This window comes from Variovorax sp. AB1(2024), assembly GCF_037482385.2.
In the GTDB taxonomy this organism is placed as follows: domain Bacteria; phylum Pseudomonadota; class Gammaproteobacteria; order Burkholderiales; family Burkholderiaceae_C; genus Variovorax.
The window spans coordinates 2,415,994-2,440,931 of the sequence record NZ_JBBHKP020000001.1 but is presented as its reverse complement, the minus strand read 5'-3'; the positions used below and the strand labels follow the sequence as shown (position 1 = coordinate 2,440,931).

Sequence of the window (24,938 nt, the reverse complement as noted above, 5' to 3'; positions counted from 1 at the left end):
ATGGTGGCCATCACCGCCGCCACGCGCTGGGCATCGCGCGCGCAATTCTTTTCCGCCGGTTTCATCTTCGCGACCTGGGGCGTGCACGTACCCACGGTCAAGGCGCACTACGGCATCGACGAAGCGCAACTCGGCCTCGCCATGCTCGCAGCCGGTGCCGGCGCGATGATCGGCCTGACCAGCGCGGGCCGCTGGATCGGCCGCTACGGCCCGCGCCGCATGGCCGGCGTCTGCGGCTGCATCTATGCGCTGCTGCTGGCAGGGCTGATCGCGATGCCGGGCTATGTGGCGCTGCTGGGCCTGCTGGCGGCCTTCGGCCTCGTGACCAGCGTGTTCGATGTCTCGATCAACACCGAGGCCGCGCAGCTCGAACTGCACGGCGGCACGCCGTTGATGAGCGGCATGCACGGCATGTTCAGCCTGGGCGGCATGGCCGGCGCCGCGAGCGGCAGCGCGGCGCTCGCGGCCGGGCTGGGCGCGCAGGCGCACCTGCTGCTGGTTGCGGCGGCGATGGTTCTGCTCGTGGCCGTGGCCTCGCGGCGCATGCTGCCGCGCCCCGCCACCAGCGGCGCGAGCGGGGCCGACCACGGATTCCTGATGCCGCGCGGCACGCTGGCGGTGCTGGGCGTGCTCGCCGCGCTGGGACTGATCGCCGAAGGCGCCATTTACGACTGGAGCGTGCTCTATATGCAGCAGGAGATCGGCAGCCCGCAGCAGCAGGCTGCGCTGGCCTACGCGAGCTTCTCGGCGGCGATGGCGGCGGCGCGCTTCGGCGGGGACGCGATGCGTGCCCGCTTCGCGCCTGCCACGCTGCTGCTGGGCAGCGGCCTGCTCGCCGCGGCTGCCATGACGCTGGTGCTCGTCACCGACATGCCCTGGCTGGCCCTGGTGGGTTTCGCCGGCGTGGGGGTCGGCTTCGCGAACGTGGTGCCGATCCTGTTCTCGGCTTCCGCGAACGTGCCGGGCATCGAGCCCGCGCGCGGCATTGCGTCGGTCTCGGCCGTGGCCTATCTGGGATTCATGGCAGGCCCCGCCGTGATCGGCCTGCTGGCGCGGGCGACCTCGCTGACCGCCGCGCTCTATGTGGTCGTGGCCTTCGCCGTGGCGCTGGCAGCGTCCGCGCGCTACACCGCCAGCGGCGAAAGCAAATAGAAGTTCAGCGCAGTGCCGGCGCCGTGTGCATCAGGCGCACGGTGGTTTCGGCCATCGAGGCGCCGAACTTCTTGGCCAGCTTCTCGGCCACGTTGTCGCGCCGGGTGTAGTCGATCACCTCGTCGGCCTTGATGACTTCGCGCGCCACGTAGTCGACGTTGCCCAGCTGGTCGGCCAGGCCGTATTCGACGGCCTGCTCGCCGCTCCAGAACAGGCCGCTGAACAGGCCCGGGGTGTCCAGCTTCAGGCGGTCGCCGCGGCCGGTCTTGACCACGTTGATGAACTGCGCGTGGATCTGGTTCAGCATGGTCTGCGCATGGGCGCGCTGCGCGTCGCTCATGGGGCTGAACGGGTCGAGGAAGCCCTTGTTCTCGCCGGCCGTCAGCAGGCGGCGCTCGACGCCGACCTTTTCCATCACGCCCGTGAAGCCGAAGCCGTCCATCAGCACGCCGATGCTGCCCACGATGCTGGCCTTGTCGACGTAGATCTTGTCGGTGGCGGCGGCGATGTAGTAGGCGGCCGACGCACAGGTCTCCTCGACCACGGCATAGACCGGCTTCTTGTACTTGGCCTTCAGGCGCTTGATCTCGTCGTTGATGATGCCGGCCTGCACCGGGCTGCCGCCGGGCGAGTTGATCAGCAGGATCACGCCCTTGGCGCCCTCGTCCTCGAAGGCGGTCTTCATGGCGGCGACCACGAACTCGGCGCTGGCGTCGCCGCCGTTGGCGATCTCGCCCTTGATCTCGACGACCGCCGTGTGGGCCGTGGTCTTGGCGGTGCTGGGCGCGCTGCGCGACAGCGCCAGCCAGGCCAGGAAGATGAAGAAGGCCAGCCACGACAGCCGCACGAAGGTTTTCCAGCGCCGCGTGGCCTTCTGTTCGTTCAAGGAGGCAAAGGCGAGTTTTTCGAGCGTTGCGCGCTCCCATCCGGGGCGCTGCGTGGGATCTTTGGCCATGTTGGTGGGGGTGGCCGGCTCAAATGGCTCGAACCCTGCGGGTTCTGTTCGGTTCGGGTCGGTCATGTCAGAAAGTCAGGGGGTGGAGGTTCCAGTCAGTATGCCAGTGCACTACGCCGTCATGCTCGCTGAGTGCGATCTTCACGAGGCCGCCGCGGCACGGGCCGCCCGCGCATTCGCCGGTGTCGGGCCGGTAGACGGCGCCGTGCGTGGCGCACAGCAGCCACTGCCCGGTATCGTCGAAGAAGCGGTCGGGCTGGAAGTCCATCTCCATCGCCACGTGGCTGCACCGGTTGAGAAACGCATGCGGCCGCCCCTCGAAACGCACCGCGAAGGCCCGGCAGGTTTCGCCGCCATGAATCACGTCGAAAGGCACCGCGAGGCCGCCCTCGACCAGGTCCGAGGCATTGCAAAGCGGGATGCGTTCTTCACTCATGGAAGCACTCCAGATTGTTGTTCAGGCGTTGCCCAGGAGCCACGCTTCGAGGTCTGCCACCGAGTGCGCGACGTGCAGCGGCTTGAATTCGTCGAAGCTGGCGGGCTCGTGGGCGCCGTAGCTCACGCCCACGCTGGCGCAGCCGGCGTTCTGCGCCAGCTGCAGGTCGTGCGTGGTGTCGCCGATCATCAGGGTGCGCTCGGGCGTGACGTCGAGTTCTTCCATCAGCTCCAGCAGCATGCGCGGATGCGGCTTGCCGAAGGTTTCGTCGGCGGTGCGCGAGGCTTCGAAGCGGTCGCGCAGCGCGACCGACTTCAGCGCCTCGTTCAGGCCGCGGCGCGACTTGCCGGTGGCCACGGCCAGCTTGTGGCCGCGCGCGCGCAATGCATCGAGCATCTGCAGCACGCCGTCGAACAGCACCAGGTCGTCCTGGTGCTGCAGGTAGTGATAGCGGTAGCGCGCTCCCAGCTCGGGATATTTTTCCTTCGGCACGTCGGGCGCCGCGCGAGCCAGCGCCTCGGCCAGCCCCAGGCCGATGACCCAGGCGGCGTCGTTCTCGCTCGGCTTGGCGCCGCCGACGTCGATCACCGCCGCCTGGATGCAGCGCACGATCAGGCGCGTGGAGTCGTAGAGGGTGCCGTCCCAGTCGAAGGCGATCAGGTCGAAACGGGGAGGTCGGGAAGCGTCAGTCATGGGCCGTGGGAGTGGGGTGTTGGGCCATCGCCTCAAGGGCGGCGGGCGGCATCAGCATATTGAGCTCGGGCGGCAGGCCGGCCTGCAGCGCCACGCGTTCTCCGCTGGCCGGATGGTTGAATTGCAGGCGCCAGGCATGCAGGAACATGCGCTTGAGGCCGAGTTTCTGCAGTGCGCGCTGGCGGTCGGATTCGCCGTACTTGTCGTCGCCGGCGATCGGATGGCCCGCCGACGCGAGGTGCACGCGGATCTGGTGGGTGCGCCCGGTCTTGATGGTCACGGCCAGCAATGACACCGGCGCGGCGTCGCCCGGCAGCGTGAGCCGCGCCAGCACGCGCACCAGCGTCACGGCGCGCATCGCGTCCGGATGGTCCTTGGCGACCACGCGCACCCGGCGCTCGCCGGCACCGGCGCCTGAACCGTCGGGCAGCAGGTATTTGGCAAGCGGCGCGTCGAGCACCTTCCTGTTCGCGGGCCAGTCGCCCTCGACCAGCGCCAGGTAGGTCTTGCCGGTCTCGCGCTCGCGGAACTGGTCCTGCAGGGCGACCAACGCGCTGCGCTTCTTGGCGACCAGCAGGATGCCGGAGGTCTCGCGGTCGAGCCGATGCACCAATTCCAGGAATTTGGCGCCCGGCCGCGCCGTGCGCAGTTGCTCGATCACGCCGAAGCTCACGCCGCTGCCGCCGTGCACGGCCACGCCGGCCGGCTTGTCGATGGCCAGGACGGCGTCGTCTTCCAGCAGCATCGGGAACTCGCGCGCCGGCGCGGGCGGGGCCGCGCCCTCTTCCGCGCGCGCGGAAATCCGGATCGGCGGCAGCCGCAGCACGTCGCCGGCCTCGATGCGGGTCTCGGCCTGCACACGGCCCTTGTTGATGCGCACCTCACCCGAACGGATGATCCGGTAGACATGCGTCTTGGGCACGCCTTTCAGATGGCGGAACAGGAAATTGTCGAGCCGCTGCCCGGCGGATTCGGCATCGACCGTGAGGAATTTGATGGCGGCATTGGGCGCCGCGGACTCGTCGGAGGCTTTTTGGCCTGCGGGATTTGGAGCAGCCGCGGGGCTCTGCTTCGCACCTATAATGTTTTTCACCAGCGCGGTCATGTAAGTGCTTGATTAGACAGAAGTTTAGTCCACTGCCATCAAATACCCAGGGCGGCGCTGTGAGGTCGATGCCGCTTTGGCGCCGAGCTGCAAACCCCGCGCAATTGCGCAAAGTGGCAAGCCCGGCACCCGAGTCAAGCCGACACCCACGAAACACCGATACGGAATACCCAGCCTGCAGCTGACCAAGCTGCCGGCGGATCGAAGCGAGTCCCTTGTTGTGTTGATGCTGCTGATTCAAATGTGCCTGCACTGGCTGATGCCAGTGGCCTCAGGCATTGGATCGCCCGCAGCGCGCGCCACCATTGCGCAACCGGCTATCAAAAAGATAGCCACTCAACACCGAATCTGGCTCGCGCCCATCCACGCGCCCCCACCCCGACTGTCTTCTTGAGCTAGCGCTCGAGAGGCCTGCTCGCGCCTGGCGCGGCAGTGAACAGCATTCGGGGCCGAAGCGGCAATTCCCTGGTTTCGCGGGCGTCGTCCGTGCATCGTTGGCTCGTCAAGAGCCGGTATAACGATACATATAAGGACAACGCATCATGAAGCGGATGCTGATCAATGCCACGCAGGCCGAAGAACGCCGCCTGGCCATCGTCGACGGGCAGAAACTGCTCGACTACGAAATCGAAATCGAAGGGCGCGAACAGCGCAAGGGCAACATCTACAAGGCGGTCGTGACCCGCGTCGAGCCCTCGCTCGAAGCCTGTTTCGTCGACTACGGCGAAGACCGCCACGGCTTCCTGCCGTTCAAGGAAATCTCCAAGCAGTATTTCGCCGAAGGCGTGTCGGCCAGCCAGGCCCGCATCCAGGACGCGATCCGCGAAGGCCAGGAACTCACCGTCCAGGTCGAAAAGGAAGAGCGCGGCAACAAGGGCGCCGCCCTCACCACCTTCATCTCGCTGGCCGGCCGCTACGTCGTGCTGATGCCGAACAACCCCCGCGGCGGTGGCGTTTCGCGCCGCATCGAGGGCGACGACCGCGCCGAACTCAAGGAGGCGATGGACCAGCTCGAGTACCCGAAGGGCATGAGCATCATCGCGCGCACCGCCGGCATCGGCCGCTCGGCGCCCGAACTCCAGTGGGACCTGAACTACCTGCTCAAGCTCTGGAGCGCCATCGACGGCGCGGCCAAGGGCGGCAAGGGCGCTTTCCTGATCTACCAGGAATCGTCGCTCGTCATCCGCGCCATCCGTGACTATTTCAATCACGACATCGGCGACATCCTGATCGACACCGACGACATCTACGACCAGGCGCAGCAGTTCATGGCGCACGTCATGCCCGAGCATGCCGCCCGCGTGAAGCGCTACCGCGACGACGCAGCGCTGTTCAGCCGCTTCCAGATCGAGCACCAGATCGAGTCGGCCTACGCGCGCACCGTGCAGCTGCCCTCGGGCGGCGCCATCGTGATCGACCACACCGAAGCACTGGTTTCGGTCGACGTGAACTCGGCCCGCGCCATCAAGGGCGGCGACATCGAGGAGACCGCCACCCGCACCAACCTCGAGGCCGCCGACGAAGTGGCCCGCCAGATGCGCCTGCGCGACCTGGGCGGCCTGATCGTCATCGACTTCATCGACATGGACGAGTCGAAGAACCGCCGCGAAGTCGAAAGCCGCCTGCGCGACGCGCTGCGGCAGGACCGCGCCCGCGTGCAGTTCGGCTCGATCAGCAAGTTCGGCCTGATGGAAATGAGCCGCCAGCGCCTGAAGCCGGCACTGTCGGAAGGCTCGTCGATCCCCTGCCCCCGCTGCGGCGGCTCGGGCCACATCCGCGACACCGAATCGAGCGCGCTGCAGATCCTGCGCATCATTCAGGAAGAGTCCATGAAGGACAACACGGCCGCCGTGCATGTGCAGGTGCCCGTGGAAGTCGCATCGTTCCTGCTGAATGAAAAGCGCCCCGAAATCGCCAAGATCGAGCTCAAGCAGCGCGTCACCGTGCTGATGGTGCCCAACAAGACGCTCGAAACGCCGAACTACAAGCTCGAGCGCCTGAAGCACGACGATCCGCGCCTCGACCACATCGAAGCCAGCTACAAGATGGCCGACGAGATCGAAGACCCGACCTCCGTCACGCGCCGTTCGCAAGAGCCCACCAACAAGCAGACGCCGGTCATCAAGGGCGTGCTGCCCGATGCACCCGCGCCCGTGGTGCCGCCCAAGCCCGAAGCCGTGCGCGCGCCCGTCGCGGCACCCGCACCGGTCGCACCGCCCGTGGTCACCGCGCCGGTTCCGGCACAGACCGGCTTCTTCGCCTGGATCAAGAACCTGTTCGGCGGCGCGCCGGCCCCCGCACCGGCGCCGGCGCCCTCCGCGATTCCGGTCGAGGCCCCGAAGCCCCGCCGCGACGGCCGCCCCGGCCGCGACGGCGAAGCACGCGGCGGTTCGCGTGACGGCGAACAGCGCCGTGGCGGCCGTGGCGGCGAAGGCCGCGGTGAAGGCCGCAACGCGGAAGGCCGCGGCGAAGGCGGCGGACGTTCGGGTGGTCGCGACGGCGAACGCCGTGGCGGCCGCGGCGGCGAGCGCCGTGAAGGACGCGAAGGCCGTGAAGGCCGCAACAGCAGCGAACTGCGCGCCGACGGCGCCCCGCAGCAACCGCGCGAACAGCGCGAACAGCGCGAACAGCGCGAACCCCGCGAGCCGCGTGAGGCACGCGCACCGCGCGACGGCGAACAACGCCGCAACGGCCGCGGCGAGCGCCGCGAAGGCGAAGGCCGCGAAGGCCGCAACGCACCGGCGGAAGCACTCGACGGCAACCTGAACCTCGAAGCCCAGCAACTGGTCTCGGGCGAAGAAGGCAATGCAGGCGAACGCGCACCGCGCGCCCGCGGCGAACGCCGTGAACGCGGCGAGCGCAACGAGCGTGGCGAACAACGCGGCGAGCGCAACAACAGCGACCGCGCCGAACGCAACGGCGACGCCCAGCAGCCCCGCGGCGAAACCGCCCTTGCCGGCGAAGAAGCCGTCCAGGGCGAGCGCCAGCCGCGCAACGGCCGCGACGAGCAGCGCGCTCCGCGCGGTGAACGTGGTGGTGAGCGTGGTGAGCGCAACGACGGCCGCCGCGAGCGCCGCAACGACGCGCCTCAGGCCGAAGCCGATGCACGCGGGGCCGAAGCTGCAGCAGCCGACGTCGAGCAGTCCAACGACGGCGGCAACGAGCAGGCTCCCCGCCGCGAAGGCGACGAGCGCCGCGGTCGTTCGCGTGACCGTTACGGCCGCGACCGCCGCGAACGCGGTCCGCGCGACGACAGCGAAGCCGGTGCGCAGGCCGCCGAAGTCGCCGTGGCGGAAGCCGCGACGATGACGACCGGCGTGCAGGAAGAAGCCCCGGCGCCCCGCCGCCAGCCGCAGCAGCAACTGCCGATCGCGCCGGAGCAACAACAGGCCGTCGTGGCCGAAGCCGCCGTCGCTGCACCGGAAGTCCGCGAACCCGCACCCCAGCCGGTGCGCACCGAGCGCCCCGCGCCGGTCGCTGCCGCGCCCGTGGCTGCTCCGGCGCCCGTCGCCAACGGCCGCGCGCTGCCGAAGGTCCAGCCCTTCGAGCTGCCGCTGGACGAACTCGCGCAGATCGCCCAGAACTCGGGCCTGCAGTGGGTCAACTCCGACGCCGAGCGCATCGCGCAGGCACGCGCCGCCATTGCCGCCGAGCCGAAGCCGGTGCACGTGCCGCGCGAGCGCCCGCCGGTGGTGGTGCTCGACGAAGGTCCGCTGGTGCTGGTCGAGACCCGTCGCGACCTCGGTTCGATGTCGCTGCCGTTCGAGCAGCAACAGCAGCAGCAACACCCCCTCTGAGCGGAACCCGCCCGGAAATGAAAACGGCGCCCTCGGGCGCCGTTTTTTTATGCCGCTTCGGACACTGGCAAGTCAGGCATCCAGAAGATCAGGCGCTGAAGCAATCCGTCCGTTCCCGGGGCGCCGTGACAGCGCTCGAATCGCCGCTCAGGCGCTCTCGACCTGCGCCGCGCGCTTCCAGGCTTCGGCCGCCTGCGCGGTGTCGTTGCGGTCTTCGGCCAGGTGGGCCAGCGCCAGCCAGGCTCGGCGATACAGATCGGTGTCCTGCAATCCCAGCCCGGCCTGCATGAGCAGCTGCTGGGCCTTGCCCCACAGCTGGCGCTTCATGCAGGCCATGCCCGCGAGGTACTGCAGATTGGGGTCGCGCGGATTGTTGCGCTGCGCGCTCTCGATGCGCGCCAGCCATTCCGCATCGACCGAGTCGAGCCCCGCCTCGAGCGCGCGTGCCAGCTTGACGCGCAGCGCATCGCCCAGGCTGCGCGGATTGCCGACCATCTGCTCCCAGGCCGGCAGCAGCCAGCCGCGCGCGAGCGCCAGGTCGCCGCGCAGCGCGACCATGCGCTGGGCCGCGTGGATCGCGACCTCGGGCATCTGGCGTTCGTTGGTGTCGAGCTCGGACCATGCGCGCTGCAGTTGCGCCGGGTCGTGCGCGCCCGACAGCAGTTCGGTCGCAAGGCCGCGCACGATGCTCTGCGCGGCGGCCTCCGAGAACGCGCGGTGCTTGGCGAGCAGGCGCGCGGTTTCGAGTGCCTCGAGCGTGCGCCGATCCTGCCGGGCCGCCTTGAGCCTCAGCCGCAGCGCGAGCGTGCGGCGCTGCGCGCCCTGCGGCAGTTCTTCGAGGCGGGCGAGCGCAGCGGCCGCATCGCGGTCTTCGAGCGCCCAGCGCGCCGCGCGCAACTGCACGCCTTCGCGCGTTTCCGGACTGGCCAGCACGGTGCGGTCAGCGCTTTCGTTCAGTGCCTGCTGCAGATGGGCATCGCGCGCCGGCTTGTCCTGCAGCGCCTGCGCGCTCTCGGCCGCCAACAGGTGCGACAGCACCCGCACCTGCGGCGCCTGCGGCAGGCTGGCGCCGAGCGCCGACAGCGCCTTTTCCTGCGTGAGCGCGGCCTGCGCGGCCTTGCGCGCGCGCGAGAAACGACCGGAAATCAGCTGCACCATGGCGTCGAGCAGCGCCGCATGCAGCGTGCGCTCCTTCTGCTGCAGCCGCCATTGGCGCGCCTGCTTGGGCAGCGAGAACAGCGCCGCCAGGGCCCGCAGCGCGGCGTGCAGCAGCACGAACACCACCAGCAGGATCACCAGCACCAGGTTCAGCGAAAGATCGACACGCCACGGCGGCCAGAACACGGTGATCGTGCCCTGGTTGTTGCCTGCGAAAAGAGCGACTGCCGCGGCGACGGCGAACAGTGCAAGGAGCCAGATTGCTGCGCGCATGTGCGGGTCAACGTCCTGCGGCGGCGGTGGCCAGGGCGGCCAGCGTGTCGTCGATGCGGACCGGCTCGGTCGTCCTCACCTGCTGCTGCAGTTGCTGCAGCAGGGTGGCGGCGGCCTGCGTGCGGCGCGATGCGGGGTCGAAGTAGCGGTTGAGCGATGCCGCGACCTGGGACAGCTCGGTGCGGGTGGCGTCGAACTGGCGCGACAGCAGCGACAGCCGCGCGTTGAGCAGCTTGAGCTTGAGGTTCTCGCGCAGGAAGTAAGACTGTTCGGGCGCCAGCAGCACCGCTTCCGGGCTCTGGATGCGGCCCACGCGCACCAGCGAGCGGGCCTCGCCGCGAACGGCCAGCAGCATGCGCTGCCACCAGGGCGCGTCGGCGGGAATCGGCTCGGCCTGCCATGCATTGGCGCCGGTGCCGCGCAGGGCCACCGCGTTGAGCGTGGGCAGGTCGTCCACGCCGCGCATGAGTTCGTCGAGCCTTTGCAGGGCCTCGGCGTTGTCGGTGCTGGCACTGCTGCGCAGGCGGTCGGCATCGCGCTGCATGGCGCGCTGCAAGGGGGCGAGCCGCGGTTGCGCGGCACGCGAGATGCGCACGTCGCCCGCTTTCAGCGCGGCCAGCAGCGGCTCGACGCTGCCCGTGACCTGGGCCTGCTGCAGCGCGAGGCGCACGGCCGACTCGATGTCGATCACGAGGTTCTCGTCGCGCGAACGAGAGAGGCTCTGAATGAGTTCTTCGAGCTGCGAACGCTGCAGCGCGACTTCGGCAACGCGCGTTTCAACCAGCGCCACGCGGGCCGAGGCGTCGCGCACGGTGTCGCTGGCCTGGCGCGCCAGCGTGCGCGCTTCCATCGACTGCGAAAGGGCATCGGCACTCTGGCGCGCCAGCTGTTCCTTCATGCCGCTGACCTTCTGCCACAGCGCGACAGCCATGACCAGCGCCACCAGCGCGATGAAGGCCACGAGGCCGAATCCGAGACGCGACAGGATCGCCGCGCCCGCAGCCTGGGCGGCAGGGGTCTGGTGGGGGGCGACAGTGGCAGGCACGGGCACCGTTGCGGCTGAAGGGGGAGAAAGGTCGTCGGACGGGGACGCGGCGCTCATGCGAGGGATTCTATCGACGCGACCAACGCATCCCGCAACGGTGTGCACACACGCAACGCCCCGAAACCAGCGGCGCGCGCGGCTTCGCCGATGCGGGCATGCGTTGCGACGGCGCGTGCCGCCTGCCAGTCGGTGCCGGGCATCGCGCGTTGCAGATTGCCGATGGCTTCGGAACTGCTGAAGAGCCAGATCGCGCGGCCCTGCGCGCCGTCGGTCGCGATGCGGAGTTGTACGACGTCCAGCGACGGCGGCAGGCGCCGGTAGGCGACCACGGTGTCGCGCTGGCCGCCCGCGGCGTCGATTTCCCTGGCGAGCCAGTCGCGCCCGGCGGGCTGCCCGGACTCGTCGCCGCCGCGCACGATCAGCACGCGCACGCCGGCAGCCACATGGCCGTGCACGCGCTCCCACAGCGCCTCGGAATCGAAGCGCGTGGCTTCGGGCGGCGGCGCGTCGATCTGTTCCGGCGGCACGCCCGCACGCAGCAGGGCGCGCGTGGTGCCCGGGCCCGTGGCCCAGAAGCGGCGTCCGGCGGTCATGCCCGGTGTTTCATGCTGGAAGAAATTCTCGACCGCCGTGGCGCTCACGAACATCAGCGCCGCGTAGCGGTCGAGGCGGCGCCAGGCTTCGCGCAGCGGCTCGGCATCGGCCACGGGCGCGATCACGATCAGCGGCAATGCCACCGCGTCGAGCCCCGCGGCGCGCAGGTCGTCGACCCATTGCGCCGCCTCGCGCTCGGGGCGCGTGACGATGACGGGACGGGCGGTCATGCGATGACCTCCGGAATCAGTGGGCCCCGGCGTCGCGCAGCAAGGCGGCCGCTTGCCGGCCGAGCGCATCGGCCTGGGCGAAGTCGCCGGCCTGCGCCAGCGCATGCACCTTCACCAGCGGCACCTTGCCTTCGGGGTCGCCCCAGGCGGCGTCGATGCGCAGCGAGCCGTCGGCCTGCCATCGGGCATGGGCCGCGAGCGGCATGGAGCAGCTGCCACCCATCGCGCGGCTCACGGCGCGCTCGGCGGCGGTGGAGAGCCAGTCGCCGCGGTGGGTGATGGCGGCGAGCAGCTCGATGAGGTCGGCGCGATCCGCCCGCACCTCGATGCCCAGGGCGCCCTGCCCGGCCGCGGGCAGCATGGTGTCGGGGTCGAAGGCCACGCGGATGCGGCTTTCGAGCCCCAGCCGCTTGAGTCCGGCCGCCGCCAGCACGATGGCGTCGTACTGCCCTTCGTCGAGCTTGCGCAGGCGGGTGTCGAGATTGCCGCGCAGCGGTTCGATGCGCAGGTCGGGCCGCAGTGCGCGCAGCAACGCGACGCGGCGCAGGCTGGAAGTGCCGACCACCGCGCCGTGCGGCAGTTCGTCGAGCGAGGCAAAACGGGGGGAAACGAGCGCGTCGCGCGGGTCTTCGCGTTCCAGCACGCACGGCAGCACGAAGCCTTGGGGAAGGTCCATCGGCACGTCCTTGAGCGAATGGACGGCGATGTCGGCGCGCCCTTCCTCGAGCGCGAGCTCCAGTTCCTTCACGAAGAGGCCCTTGCCGCCCACCTTGCTCAGCGTGCGGTCGAGGATCTGGTCGCCGGTGGTGGTGAGGCCCAGCAGGCTGACCGTGTGGCCTCTTTCCTGCAGCAGCGCCTGCACGTGTTCGGCTTGCCACAAGGCCAGCCGGCTTTCGCGCGTGGCGATCACGATATTGCTCAAGGCCGTTCCCAAAAGTACATCTTTCAAACCGCCGGAATGCTAGCATGTTGCGCCGCAACAACGCAGGCGGCGCACCCATTCAAGACCAGGAAAAAAATCGAATGAAAGCCAGCAAGACAACTGCTCCTCCCAAGCGCCGCCAGGCCGAAGACCAGCCGCTGATCGACGATATCCGACTGTTGGGCCGCATCCTCGGCGACGTGATCCGGGAGCAGGAGGGCGAAGAAACCTATGCGCTTGTCGAGAAGGTGCGCACGCTGTCGGTGGCATTCCGCCGCGACGCCGACCACGCCGCCGACCGCGCGCTGAAGAACCTGCTCAAGGGCCTGAGCGCCGCGGAAACCGTGCGCGTCATTCGCGCCTTCACTTACTTCAGCCACCTGGCCAACCTGGCGGAAGACCGCCACCAGATCCGCCGCCGCACCGAAGCCGAGCGCGCCGGCGAAACCGCCGAAGGCGACCTGCAGACCGCGCTGGCCCGCATCCGCAAGGCCGGCGTGAAGCCCGACGAGATCGTGGCCTCGCTGGCCCACAGCTATGTGTCGCCGGTGCTCACGGCGCACCCGACCGAAGTGCAGCGCAAGAGCATCCTGGACGCCGAGCGCGCCATCGCGCAGCTGCTCACCGTGCGCGACGAAATCAAGCTGCGCCAGAGCGCCTACGCCGGCGGCAAGGACGCGCTCTCGCCAATCGAGTTCGCGGAGAACGAAACGCAGATGCGCATCCGCGTCACGCAGATCTGGCAGACGCGCCTGCTGCGCTTTTCCAAGCTCACCGTGGCCGACGAGATCGAGAACGCGCTGAGCTACTACGAAGCAACCTTCCTGCGCGAGATTCCGCGCGTGTACGCCGACCTGGAGAAGGCGCTGGCCCAGGGCGGCCACGCGCCTTCGGTGGCGCCCTTCCTGCGCATGGGCCAGTGGATCGGCGGCGACCGCGACGGCAACCCGAACGTCACCGCCGAGACGCTCAACTACGCCCTCAGCCGCCAGAGCGAACTGGCGCTTCGCCACTACCTCACCGAAGTGCACTACCTGGGCGGCGAGCTGTCGCTGTCGGCCACGCTGGTCGACGTGACGGTCGAGATGCAGGCGCTGGCCGAGCGCTCGCCCGACACCAGCGAACACCGCAAGGACGAGCCCTATCGCCGCGCCCTCACCGGCGTCTACGCGCGCCTGGCGGCCACGCTGCGCGAGCTCAGCGGCGGCGAGGCGGCGCGCCACGCGGTCGCGCCGCAGAACCCGTACGCCACCGCCGAAGAATTCCTGGCCGACCTGCGCACCGTCGAGGAATCGCTCGACGAGAAGCACGGCAGCGTGCTCGCGGCGCCGCGCCTGCGTCCGCTGATCCGCGCGGTGGAAGTGTTCGGCTTCCACCTGGCCACGGTCGACCTGCGCCAGAGCTCCGACAAGCACGAGGCCGTGATCGCCGAGCTGCTGGCCACCGCGCGCATCGAGCCCTCGTATGCCTCGCTGGCCGAAGAGGCCAAGCAGACGCTGCTGCTCAAGCTGCTCGACGACGCCCGCCCGCTGCGCGTGCCCGACGCCGACTACTCGCCGCTCGCCAGGAGCGAACTGGCCATCTTCGCCGCGGCCCGCGCCGCGCGCGCGCGCTACGGCGCGGCGGCCATCCGCCACTACATCATCAGCCACACCGAAACGGTGAGCGACCTGCTCGAAGCCCTGCTGCTGCAGAAGGAAGCGGGCCTGCTGCGCGGCGCGATGAACAGCAACGCGACCTGCGACCTGATCGTGGTGCCGCTGTTCGAGACCATCGAAGACCTGCGCAACGCCGCGCCCATCGTGCGCGCCTTCTATGCGCTGCCCAACATCCAGGCGCTGGTCGAACGCTCGGGCGCCGAGCAGGACGTGATGCTCGGCTACTCCGACAGCAACAAGGACGGCGGCATCTTCACCAGCAACTGGGAGCTGTATCGCGCCGGCATCGCGCTGGTGGCGCTGTTCGACGAGCTCAACAAGAAGAAGGCCAACCCGATCCGCCTGCGCATGTTCCACGGCCGTGGCGGCACGGTGGGACGCGGCGGCGGCCCGAGCTACCAGGCCATCCTCGCGCAGCCGCCCGGCACGGTGCGCGGGCAGATCCGGCTGACCGAGCAGGGCGAAGTCATCGGCTCGAAGTACGCCAACCGCGAGATCGGCCGGCGCAACCTCGAGACGCTGGTGGCCGCCACGCTGGAGGCCACGCTGCTGCCGCAGGGCAAGCTGGCGCCCGCCGCCTTCCTGTCGGCCGCGGGCGAGCTTTCGGCGGCGAGCATGGCCGCCTACCGCAAGCTGGTGTACGAGACACCCGGCTTCGGCGACTACTTCTTCGGCTCCACGCCCATCCGCGAGATCGCCGAACTCAACATCGGCTCGCGCCCCGCCTCGCGCAACCCGAGCCACAAGATCGACGACCTGCGCGCGGTGCCTTGGAGCTTCAGCTGGGGCCAGTGCCGCCTCACCATTCCGGGCTGGTTCGGCTTCGGCTCGGGCGTCGAGCAGTTCCTGGCGGCTGCCGGCAACGCCGCCGGCAGGAAGGAGCGCCAGGCGCTGCTGCAGCGCATGTACGAGCAGTGGCCGTTCTTCCGCACGCTGCTGTCGAACATGGACATGGTGCTGGCCAAGAGCGACCTCGCGCTGGCCTCGCGCTATGCCGAACTGGTGACCGACCGCAAGCTGCGCCAGAAGGTGTTCTCGATGATCGATGCCGAATGGCACCGCACGTCGGACGCGCTCACGCTCATCACCGGCGCGAAGCAGAGGCTGGAGGGCAATGCCGAGATGCAGCGCTCGGTGCGCCACCGCTTCCCGTACATCGACCCGCTGCACCACCTGCAGGTCGAGCTGATGCGCCGCTACCGCGCGGGCGACGGCGGCGAGAGGCTGCAGCGCGGCATCCACATCTCGATCAACGGGGTGGCGGCGGGGCTGCGCAACACGGGTTGACAACGCAGCGGCGCTTCGCTGTCGAAAGGGGCGCCTTGTGCGCCCCTTCCTACGTGAACACGCGGCAATGAGGCACCCGTAAGGTCATTTAAAGGCGTACGGTCGGGCACGTTCAAAGTTCTCGCAATTGCGCGGCAGCTCGAAGTCGTCAAAAGGAGCCCGTTGCCATGCCCGTCCCGCAGTCCCTTACCCATTCGCAGATCGATTTCGTCGGCAGCGATTTCGAAGCGCTGGCTTCCCACATGCGCCACTGCGCGCGTGCCCACGGGCGATGGTTCTCGGTGCGCAGCCACATGCAGCGCGTGCGCGCGCTGGCTGCCGGCCGGATCGTGACGATGGCCTGCGTGGCAGTCGTCCTGGGCGTCGGCCTGCTTTCCCTCACTTGAGCGCCGCAGCCGTTGTCGACCGCCTCGAGGGGCTCAGTCACTACGCCCGTACCCTCCTGCTGGGCCCGCACGACCCGGTAGCGCCTCCGATCCGCGCCGAACTCTTCGGCGCACAACGCTTCGAACAGCACGGCCACAGCCTGGCCCGCGCCCAGGTGGTGGAAGACGACCACCGCAGCACCCACCAGGCCGCGGCTTTTTTTCCGCGCGTGGACGAGAACCTCGCCTCGCTGCGCAGCGCCTTCGACTACATCGCGCTGACATCGTTCAGCGGACGCTACGTGTCGCCGGCCGCCGAATGGCTGCTCGACAACTTCCACCTGGTCGAGGCGCAGCTGCAGCAGATCCATGACGGCGTGCCGCGCAGCTACTACGCGCGGCTGCCCAAGCTGGCCTCGCCGCCGCTCGCGGGCTTGCCGCGTGTGTACGGCATTGCCTGGGCCTACGTGGCCCACACCGACAGCGTGCTCAACAAGACGCTGTTCACCGCCTTCCTCAATGCCTACCAGGACGTCGACGAACTGACGCTCGGCGAGCTCTGGGCGCTGCCCACCACCCTGCGCGTGGTGCTGCTGGAGAACCTGCGGCGCATGGCCGAGAGCATCGCCGAGAACAAGGTTGCGCGCGAAGTCGCGCATGCCGCGTGGGACGGCGCGGCCAAGCTCTCCGAGCAGGACCTCGACGTGCTCTACCGCGCGCTGCAGAGCCACGGCCTGCAGGACAACTACCTCACGCAACTGTGGCAGCGCCTGCCAGTGGAGCGCACCGACGACACGCCCGCGCTGGTGCGTTGGACCGAACAGCACTGCCCCAACGGCCCGGCGCTGATCGGCGAGGCGCAGAACGCGCAGGCGGCCGCCAACCTGACGGTCGGCAACATCATCACCACGCTGCGCATGATCGGCCAGGTCGAGTGGAGCGACCTGATCGAGCCGGTGAGCCGTTCGCTGCGCGTGCTGCGCGAGCTGCCGAGCTTCGCGAACGAAAGCGAGATCACGCGCCAGCAGATCACGCATGCGATGGAGCAGGTGGCGCGCGGCACCCAGCGGCCCGAGCGCGAAGTGGCGCAGGCCGTGGTGCGGCTGGCCGCCGCCGCGCCGGCCGAGGACGCCGGGGCCGAGACCGGCCGGGCCGACGGCACCGCGGGCTACTACCTTTTCGGCCAGGGCCGCCCCTCGCTGATCGCCGCGCTGCAGGCAGGCAGCCCGGCTGGCAGCGCCGCGCCGCGCGCGGAGCGACTGGGCCGGCCGCGGGGCCGCCGCGGCTGGCGCCTGCCCGTCTACGTGGGCTCGGTGGCCCTCGGCACCGCCTTGCTGCTGGCCTGGGTGGTGCACGGCCTGCCGCACCGCGAAGACTGGACCACCGTCCTGGCGCTGGTGCTGCTGGCGTGGCCGCTGTCCGAGGCGCTGATCGCGCTGGCCCAGCGCATCATGGCGGAATCGGTGCGCGTGCAGGCGCTGCCGCGCCTCGACTTCGCCGCCGGCATTCCCGAACGGCACCGCGCCCTCGTCGTCATTCCCACGCTGCTGAGCTCGACCGCCGGCAACGCGCAGCTGGTCCACCGGCTCGAACTGCACTGGCTCTCCAACCGCGAAGCCCACGCGCAGTTTGCGCTGCTCACCGACTGGGCCGACGCCGCGCAGGCCCTGCTGCCCACCGACACGCCGCTGCTCGAAGACGCACTGCAACGCATCGCCGCGCTCAACGCCAAGTACCCGCCGGCCGAAGGCGCCGCACTGCGCTTCCTGCTGCTGCATCGCCCGCGCACCTGGAGCGACACCGAGCAGCGCTGGATGGGCTGGGAGCGCAAGCGCGGCAAGCTCGAGATGCTGGTTCGCCTGCTCGCGGCCGGCGACGCCAGCGGCTTCCTGCCGCTCGCGCCGGGCCAGCAGCTCGCCGCCGGCCGCACGCCCTACGTGCTCACGCTCGACAGCGACACCGGCCTGCCGCCCGGCGCGCTGCGCGACCTGGTGTCGATCGCGGCCCATCCGCTCAACGCGCCCGAGGTCGATGCGAGAAGCCGGCGCGTGGTCGCGGGCTTCGGCATCCTGCAGCCGCGCATCGTCACACCGTTCCCTATGCGCAACGAGCGCTCGCCGTACCACTGGATGTTCGCGGGGCAGTGCGGCCTCGACCCCTATGGCAGCGGCGCGTCGGACATCTACCAGGACGTGTTCGGCAGCGGCTCCTTCACCGGCAAGGGCCTGCTCAACGTGCGCGCCCTGCACGCCACGCTCGACCACCGCCTGCCCGACGGCGCGGTGCTCAGCCACGATCTGCTCGAAGGCACGGTGGCGCGCTGCGCGATGGTGAGCGACGTGGTTCTCGTGGAGGACCATCCGCACCATGCCGGCGTCGCGGCGTCGCGCGTTCACCGCTGGGTGCGCGGCGACTGGCAGCTGCTGCCGCTGATGTGGCGCGCCCACCGCTTCGGCATCGACGCACTGGGGCTGTGGAAGATGAGCGACAACCTGCGCCGCTCGCTGGTGGTGCCGGCTTCGTTCGCGCTGCTCGCGCTGGTGATCTTCACGCAGGCCGTGCCGCTGGGCTGGGCGCTGGCGGCAGTGGCTTCGGCGCTCATGCTCGGCCCGCTGCTCGGCGCGCTGGCCGGGCTGGTGCCTACGCGGCGCGCCATCGAGCTGCGCCACTTCTTCGACGTGGGCGCGGTCGAGCTGCTGCGCTCCATGGCGGGCGCTGCATGGCAGTTCGTGCAACTGGGTGCGCAGACGCGGCTGCTGCTCGACGCCTGGTTCCGCGCGACGTGGCGGCTGGTCGTGAGCCGGCGGCACCTGCTCGAATGGACCACGGCCGCTCAGGCGCAGGCGCAGGCCAGCCAGCAACTGGCGCCGTTCCTGCGCAAGGAGGCCGTGAGCAGCGTGCTGTGCCTCGTGCTCGCGGTGGCCGCGCACTGGAGCGCCTACCCGGTGGTCGGCCCCCTGCTGTTCCTGCTGTGGGCGCTTGCGCCCGTGGCGGCCTGGTGGAGCAGCCGCGTCGAAGCGAAGGCGGCCGACCCGCTCAGCGCCGGGCAGCGCACCTACCTCGACAAGCTCGCGCACGACACCTGGCGCTTCTTCGAGCACGTGGTGGGCCCGGAGGACAACCACCTGCCGCCCGACAACCTGCAGCTGGAACCGCAGCCCACCATCGCGCACCGCACATCGCCGACCAACATCGGCATGTACCTGCTCGCCGCCTGCTGCGCACGCGAGTTCCGCTGGATCGACACCGCCGCGCTGCTGGCGCGCCTCTCGGCCACGCTGGACACCGTGGATCGCCTGCAGAAGCACGAGGGCCACCTCTTCAACTGGTACGACACGCAGACGCTCGCGCCCCTGCCGCCCCGGTATGTGTCGAGCGTGGACAGCGGCAACTTCGCCGGCCACCTGGTCACGGTGGCGCAGGCCTGCCGCGCGTTCGCGGCCGAAGGGGGCCAGCCGCAGGAAGCGGCCGCGCTCGAGGAACTGGCCCTTCGCTGCGACCTGCTGCACGACGGCATGGACTTCAGCGGCCTCTACGACGCCAAGCGCCACCTGTTCCACATCGGCCTGCGCGTGGAAGAGAACGCGCTCGACGCCAGCTACTACGACCTGCTGGCCTCGGAATCGCGTCTGCTGAGCTTCCTGGCGATCGCCAAGGGCGACGTGCCGCGCCGCCACTGGATGGCGCTGGGCCGGCCCTTCCTGCTGGTGGGCTTCCAGCCCAGCCTCAAATCATGGTCGGGCTCGATGTTCGAGTACGTGATGCCCGCGCTCGTGATGACCGAGCCCGAAGATGGCCTGCTGCAGGTGGCCAACGTCGCCGCCATCGCAGAGCAGCAGGCCTTCGGCCGCGCGCAGAACCTGCCGTGGGGCGTCTCGGAGTCGGCTTACTTCGGGCAGGACCATTCGCTGGCCTACCAGTACTCGCCCTTCGGCGTGCCGCGCCTGGCGCTGCGGCGCACGCCGCCGGCCGACCGTGTCGTGGCGCCCTATGCCAGCGCGATGGCGGCGCCGTTCGCGCCCGAGGCGGCGGTGGTCAACCTGGAGCTGCTCGAATCGCTCGGCGCGCGCGGCGAGTTCGGTTTTCACGACGCAGTCGACTTCACCGTCTCGCGCCAGACCGAAGGCCAGGACTTCACCGTGGTGCGCAACTTCATGGCGCACCACCAGGGCATGTCGCTGGTGGCGCTGTGCAACCTGCTGTGCGCCGACGCGCCGCGCCGCTGGTTCGGCAGCGCCGCGCTGGTGCAGGCGCACGAGTCGCTGCTGCACGAACGCACGCCGCGCCAGATCATCGGCAGCGCCGACCCGCGAACCCCGCCCGAGCCCGGCCAGGCCGAGCTGGCGCCGCTGTTCCAGCCCCGCGTGGTCGACCCGATGGCGCCCGGCTTCCAGCCCACGCACCTGCTGTCGAACGGCCGCTACACCGTGTCCCTGCGGGCCAACGGCGCCGGCGTGAGCCGCTGGCATGCGTTCAACGTCACGCGCTGGCGCGACGACCCGCTCCGCGACAGCTACGGCACCTTCTTCTACCTGCGCGACGAGGGCCGGCAGACGCTGACCTCCCTCACCGCCCTGCCCGCCCCCGGCGACGGCTGGCGCTACCGCACCCGCTTCCTGGCCGACCAGGTGCAGTTCGACGCCACCGGCCCGGGCCTGCAGGTGCGCACCACCGTGCTCATCAGCCCGGAAGACGACACCGAGCTGCGCAACATCACGCTGCACAACGCGGGCGACGAGACACGCACGCTCGAGCTGCTGTCGTACTTCGAGCCGGTGCTGTCGAACCCCAAGGCCGACGAGGCGCATCCGGCGTTCGCCAACCTGTTCGTCGAGTCGCGCTGGGAGCCGGCATGGCGCGCGCTGCTGATGTCGCGCAAGCCGCGCCTGCACGGCGACGCGGTGGCCGCGGCCGCGCACTTCCTGGCCTCGGTGGACGCCAATGTGCTGTCCGTCGACTGCATGACCGACCGGCGCGCCTTCATCGGCCGCAACCGCTCGCTGGCCGATCCGGCGCTCGATGCGCAACCGCTCGCGCACAACGGCCGGCCGGTGAACGGCCTGGACCCCATCGCCTGCCTGCGCGTGCGCCTGTCGCTCGCGCCGGGCGCCACCGCGCGCCTGAGCTTCGCCACCGCCGCCGCGCAGAGCATCGAGGCGCTGATGCCCGGCATCGACCGCTACATGCAGCCCATGCACGTGGAGCGCGCCACCCGCATGGCCGCCACGCTGGCGCAGGTGCGCCTGCGCGACCTGAGCATCGCGCCCGCGCAGAACGTGGCGCTGCAGGACCTGACGACCATCCTCACCTACACCACGCCGCGCGTCATGAGCGACCGCGGGCTGATCGACCTGCGGCAGATCTGGCGCTTCGGCATTTCGGGCGACAAGCCCATCGTGCTGGTGCACATCCACTCGATGATCGGCATGGGGCTGATCAACACGCTGCTGCGCGCGCAGCCGTGGTGGGGCTTCGGCGGCGTGGCCTGCGACCTGGTGGTGCTCAATGGCGAACCCAACTCCTACCTGATGCCGCTGCAGCGCGAGATAGAGACGCTGCGCTCGCGCGTGGCGCAGCAGACGCAGAACAGCTTTCCGCGCAACGACACGGCCGGCTTCTACCTGCTGCGCGACCAGGACGTGGTGCCCTCCGAGAAGGCCGCGCTCTCCAGCCTGGCGCGGGTGGTGTTCACGGCCGAGGGGCGCTCGCTCGAGATGCAGGTGGCGGCGCTGCACGAGGCCCGAAACGAGGCCCGCAACGACACGTCCCCGGCCGCCGACGATGCCGCCGCCCCGCGCGGCGTGCCGCTGCTGTCGCACACCGCCGCCGCGCCTTCTGCCGGCGCGCCCACCGGCGAGTTCGACGCCGCCACGGGCGAGTTCCACTTCGAGGTCGGCCCGGACCGCCGCACGCCGCGGCCGTGGATCAACGTCATCGCCAACGCGAACTTCGGCTTCCAGGTGTCCGAGTGGGGCACCGGCTTCACCTGGGCCGGCAACAGCCGCATGCACCAGGTCACGCCGTGGTCGAACGACCCGGTGCAGGACCCGGCCTTCGAACACTACCTGCTGCAGGACGTGGCGACCCGCGAGATGTTGCCGCTCACGCCCGCAGGCAGCGGCGACGGCGAGTCGCGCCACCGGGTGCGGCACGGCCAGGGCTACACCGTGTTCGAGTGCCGCCAGGGTCCGCTCATGCTGGAAACCACCTTCTTCGCGGACCGCGACGAGGCCGTGAAGATCGTTCATGTGCGCGTGCGCAACGAGGGCGGCGGCCAGCGCAGGCTGCGCGCGCTCTCGATGGTCGAGTGGCAGATGGGCGCGGCACGCGGCGAGCGCCGCACCGTGCATTGCTGGAAGCCCGAGGACCAGCCGGCCGTGTTCGGCGAACAGCGCGAGTCGAGCGCGGGCTTCGGCGGCAGCGCGGCCTTCCTGCTGCTCGCGGGCCTGCCCGGTGCAACGCAGTGGACTTGCGACCGCAACGAGTTCTTCGCCGGGCGCGGCATCGTCGAAGTGCCCGACGCACTGGGCCAGCGCGCGGGCAGCGGGCTCGACGCATGCGCGGCCATCGGCGGCGAATTCGTCGTGGCGGCGGGGGAGACGGCGAGCTTCAGCTTCGTGCTGGGCCACGCCGACAACGCCGAGGCCGCACTCGCGCTCGCACGCCGCTGGCGCCAGCGCGACGTGCCCGAGGCACTGGCGCAGGTGCGCGCCTTCTGGGACGAACTGCTCGGCCGGCTGCAGGTGCGCACGCCCGATCCGCTGTTCGACGCGCTCGTCAACCGCTGGCTCGTGTACCAGACGCTGGCCTGCCGGCTCTGGTCGAAGGCCGGCTTCTACCAGGCCGGCGGCGCCTTCGGCTTTCGCGACCAGCTGCAGGACGCGATGGCCTTCGCGCTCACCGATGCGTCGCGGCTGCGCGAGCAGATCCTGCTGAACGCGGCGCGGCAGTTTCCCGAAGGCGACGTGCAGCACTGGTGGCACATGCCCGGCGGTGCCGGGGTGCGCACGCATTTCTCCGACGACCTGCTGTGGCTGCCCTATGCGTCGGCGCACTACGTCGAGGTGACGGGCGACGCCTCGCTGCTCGACGAGACCGCCGGCTTCATCGAAGGCCCCGCCATCCCGGACGGTGCCGAAGACGCCTACTACGCCCCGCAGCGCAGCGGCGAGACGGCCAGCATCTACGAGCACGGCGCGCGCGCCATCGACCGCAGCCTGAAGACCGGCGTGCACGGCCTGCCGCTGATGGGCACCGGCGACTGGAACGACGGCATGAACCGCGTCGGCAACGAAGGCCGCGGCGAATCGGTGTGGCTCGCATGGTTCCTGTGCAGCGTGGTGGCGCAGTTCGCGCCCCTCGCGCAGGCACGCGGCGACCACGAACGCGCCGCGCGCTGGACGGCCGCGCGCAGCGGCTGGATCGCCGCGCTGCACGACGCCGGCTGGGACGGCGCCTGGTTCCGCCGCGCCTTCTTCGACAACGGCGCGCCGCTGGGCTCGTCGGCCAACGACGAGTGCCGCATCGACCTGATCGCGCAGGCATGGTCGGTGCTCTCGGGTGCTTCGGACGATGCGCACACCGGACCGGCGATGGCGTCGTTGAAGAAGCTGCTGCACGACGAGCCGGCCGGCCTGCTGCGGCTGCTGACACCGCCCTTCGCCAATTCGCCCAACAACCCCGGCTACATCCAGGCCTACCCGCCGGGCGTGCGCGAGAACGGCGGCCAGTATTCGCACGGCGCGGTATGGGCGCTGATGGCGCAGGCCCACCAGGGCGACCACGAGGCGGCATGGCAGAGCTTCGAGGGCCTGAGCCCCGCCCACCGCGCGCGGCATCCCGTGCGCGGGCCGGCCTACGAACTGGAGCCCTACGTGATGGCGGGCGACATCTACGGTTCCGCGCCTTACCTCGGCCGGGGCGGCTGGAGCTGGTACACCGGCTCGGCCGCATGGCTGCACCGCGCGGCGGTGGAGTCGCTGCTGGGCCTGAGCGTGAAGGGCCGGCTGCTTTCGCTGGCACCGCACGTGCCGGCGCACTGGCCGGGCTTCGAGATCGCGTTGCGGCTGGGCGCGCGCGCGCTCACGCTGCAATGGGGCGATGTGCCGGGCGCCGCAGCGCCGACGCAGCACCTGGCGGCCGGCGAATGGATCGACTGGCAGGCGCTGCCGGCGGGCGCGGTGCTGCGCGTGGCCTGACGGTGCCCGCGCTGGCCTAGACTCGCAACCCACCCCCACACTGCGACCGATAAAGGAAAAGCCATGAAGGGCTCCTGCCTCTGCGGCACCGTCCGGTACGAGGCCACGCGCCTCGCCGGCCCCATCGTCCACTGCCATTGCCAGACCTGCCGCAAGGCGCACAGCGCGGCCTTCACCACCACCGCGCGCGCCGACCGCGGCGACTTCCGCTGGACCGCGGGCGAAGAAGCGATCGGCTCCTTCGAATCGACGCCCGGCAAGCTGCGCCACTTCTGCACCCGCTGCGGCACGCAGCTGATCGCCGAATGGGTGGCGCAGCCGCAGGTGATATTGCGCGTGGGCTCGCTCGACGAAGACCCGGGCGAGCGGCCGTCGATGCACATCTGGACCTCGCACGAGCAACCATGGCTGGACCACGAAACCGATATTCCCTCCTACCCGGAAGCGGCGCCGCCCAAGCCATGAGCACCACCAGGATCCAGTTCCGGCGCAAGCTGATCGTCGCCATCCTGCTGTGCGTGGCCGTCGGCGGCGCGGTGGTGCGGCACTACGCAACGCCCGGCAGCACCACGCGCGACATCGCCACGCTGCTGATGGTGCTGTGGGTGCCGATCATCGGCAACGTCATAGCGTGGCTCATCGGCAAACGGCCGCGCCGCGCGCCCAGGCCGGTGACCGATGCGCCTCCGAGCTTCGACACGCTGGGCACCTTCACGCCGCATGCGCTGGTCGAGCTCACCTTCCGCAAGCCGGCCATCCCGTCGCAGGACGTGCCGGTGGCGCCGGGCGAATACCGCTGCGCGCTGGTGCTCGACAAGGAAGGCTTCTCGGCACGCTGGGTGGTGCCGCCCGGCGACGCACTGGAGCGCGGGCTGCCTGCATCGCTGGCCATCGAATTCCTGTCCCCGGCCCTGGCACGGCCGCGCTTTCCCGAGGGCACGGCCTTCCGCGTGCTGATCGGCGATTCGTTCATTGCCGACGGGCGCGTGCTGCGCGCAGAGGCCTGAGGCCTGCAACCGGGTGGCGATAGCCACCAGGACCCCCGATTGTTCGCCGCAGGGAAACTGACT

The 24,938-nt window shown here is 70.2% G+C and carries 15 protein-coding genes; 7 read left to right on the top strand and 8 right to left on the bottom strand.

All coding sequences use genetic code 11. The features are described 5' to 3' along the window. Entirely contained in the window at positions 1-1,152 is a 1,152-nt protein-coding gene (locus tag WIX39_RS11345; RefSeq protein WP_409195052.1) for an MFS transporter, read from the top strand. A gap of 4 nt (positions 1,153-1,156) precedes the next feature. On the opposite strand, the gene WIX39_RS11340 is transcribed toward WIX39_RS11345, so the two are convergent. From WIX39_RS11340 to WIX39_RS11325, 4 genes are read right to left on the bottom strand one after another with little or no spacing between them, the layout of a single operon-like run. Next, positions 1,157-2,173, bottom strand: a complete 1,017-nt coding sequence (locus WIX39_RS11340; RefSeq protein WP_081271211.1) for a S49 family peptidase — start codon at positions 2,171-2,173, stop codon at positions 1,157-1,159. Position 2,174: 1 nt separating this feature from the next. After that, positions 2,175-2,543 (bottom strand): Rieske (2Fe-2S) protein, encoded by a 369-nt coding sequence (locus WIX39_RS11335; protein WP_285412130.1) that lies wholly within the window; start codon positions 2,541-2,543, stop codon positions 2,175-2,177. 21 nt (positions 2,544-2,564) lie between these two features. Then, positions 2,565-3,236 carry an HAD family hydrolase gene (locus WIX39_RS11330; protein WP_081271213.1) on the bottom strand — a complete coding sequence of 224 codons (672 nt, stop codon included), beginning with the start codon at positions 3,234-3,236 and terminating at the stop codon, positions 2,565-2,567. Further along, complete coding sequence (locus WIX39_RS11325; protein ID WP_409195051.1) at positions 3,229-4,329, bottom strand: RluA family pseudouridine synthase; 1,101 nt, start codon at positions 4,327-4,329, stop codon at positions 3,229-3,231. The genes WIX39_RS11330 and WIX39_RS11325 overlap by 8 nt, the downstream gene beginning before the upstream one ends. Positions 4,330-4,883: 554 nt before the next feature. Between WIX39_RS11325 and WIX39_RS11320 the strand changes: the two genes are divergently transcribed. Beyond that, positions 4,884-8,138, top strand: coding sequence for an Rne/Rng family ribonuclease (locus tag WIX39_RS11320; RefSeq protein WP_409195050.1), 3,255 nt, complete (start codon positions 4,884-4,886; stop codon positions 8,136-8,138). Between the two features lie 147 nt (positions 8,139-8,285). On the opposite strand, the gene WIX39_RS11315 is transcribed toward WIX39_RS11320, so the two are convergent. The 4 genes from WIX39_RS11315 to hemC are packed head-to-tail and all read right to left on the bottom strand — an operon-like array spanning position 8,286 to position 12,360. After that, a complete protein-coding gene (locus WIX39_RS11315) occupies positions 8,286-9,569 on the bottom strand; it encodes a heme biosynthesis protein HemY (RefSeq protein WP_081270060.1) in 1,284 nt (427 codons plus the stop codon). A 7-nt stretch (positions 9,570-9,576) separates the two neighbouring features. Then, complete coding sequence (locus WIX39_RS11310; protein ID WP_081270059.1) at positions 9,577-10,671, bottom strand: uroporphyrinogen-III C-methyltransferase; 1,095 nt, start codon at positions 10,669-10,671, stop codon at positions 9,577-9,579. Continuing rightward, positions 10,668-11,438 (bottom strand): uroporphyrinogen-III synthase, encoded by a 771-nt coding sequence (locus WIX39_RS11305; RefSeq protein ID WP_106935314.1) that lies wholly within the window; start codon positions 11,436-11,438, stop codon positions 10,668-10,670. The genes WIX39_RS11310 and WIX39_RS11305 overlap by 4 nt, the downstream gene beginning before the upstream one ends. Before the next feature lie 16 nt (positions 11,439-11,454). After that, positions 11,455-12,360 carry a hydroxymethylbilane synthase gene (gene hemC / locus WIX39_RS11300; protein WP_234382752.1) on the bottom strand — a complete coding sequence of 302 codons (906 nt, stop codon included), beginning with the start codon at positions 12,358-12,360 and terminating at the stop codon, positions 11,455-11,457. 101 nt (positions 12,361-12,461) lie between these two features. Here hemC and ppc point away from each other — a divergent pair, with 101 nt between their 5' ends. From ppc to WIX39_RS11275, 5 genes are all read left to right on the top strand, one after another. Continuing rightward, the gene (ppc, locus tag WIX39_RS11295) at positions 12,462-15,305 is read left to right on the top strand and encodes a phosphoenolpyruvate carboxylase (protein ID WP_409195049.1); all 2,844 of its coding nucleotides are present in this window, start codon (positions 12,462-12,464) and stop codon (positions 15,303-15,305) included. 167 nt (positions 15,306-15,472) lie between these two features. Further along, on the top strand, positions 15,473-15,691 hold the full coding sequence (locus WIX39_RS11290; RefSeq protein WP_081270055.1) for a hypothetical protein: 219 nt from the start codon (positions 15,473-15,475) through the stop codon (positions 15,689-15,691). Next, positions 15,688-23,868 carry a GH36-type glycosyl hydrolase domain-containing protein gene (locus WIX39_RS11285; RefSeq protein WP_409195048.1) on the top strand — a complete coding sequence of 2,727 codons (8,181 nt, stop codon included), beginning with the start codon at positions 15,688-15,690 and terminating at the stop codon, positions 23,866-23,868. Before WIX39_RS11290 ends, WIX39_RS11285 begins: the two co-directional genes overlap by 4 nt. Positions 23,869-23,931: 63 nt before the next feature. After that, positions 23,932-24,333, top strand: coding sequence for a GFA family protein (locus tag WIX39_RS11280; RefSeq protein WP_106935317.1), 402 nt, complete (start codon positions 23,932-23,934; stop codon positions 24,331-24,333). Then, entirely contained in the window at positions 24,330-24,875 is a 546-nt protein-coding gene (locus WIX39_RS11275) for a hypothetical protein (protein ID WP_106935318.1), read from the top strand. The genes WIX39_RS11280 and WIX39_RS11275 overlap by 4 nt, the downstream gene beginning before the upstream one ends. Positions 24,876-24,938 lie beyond the last annotated feature (63 nt).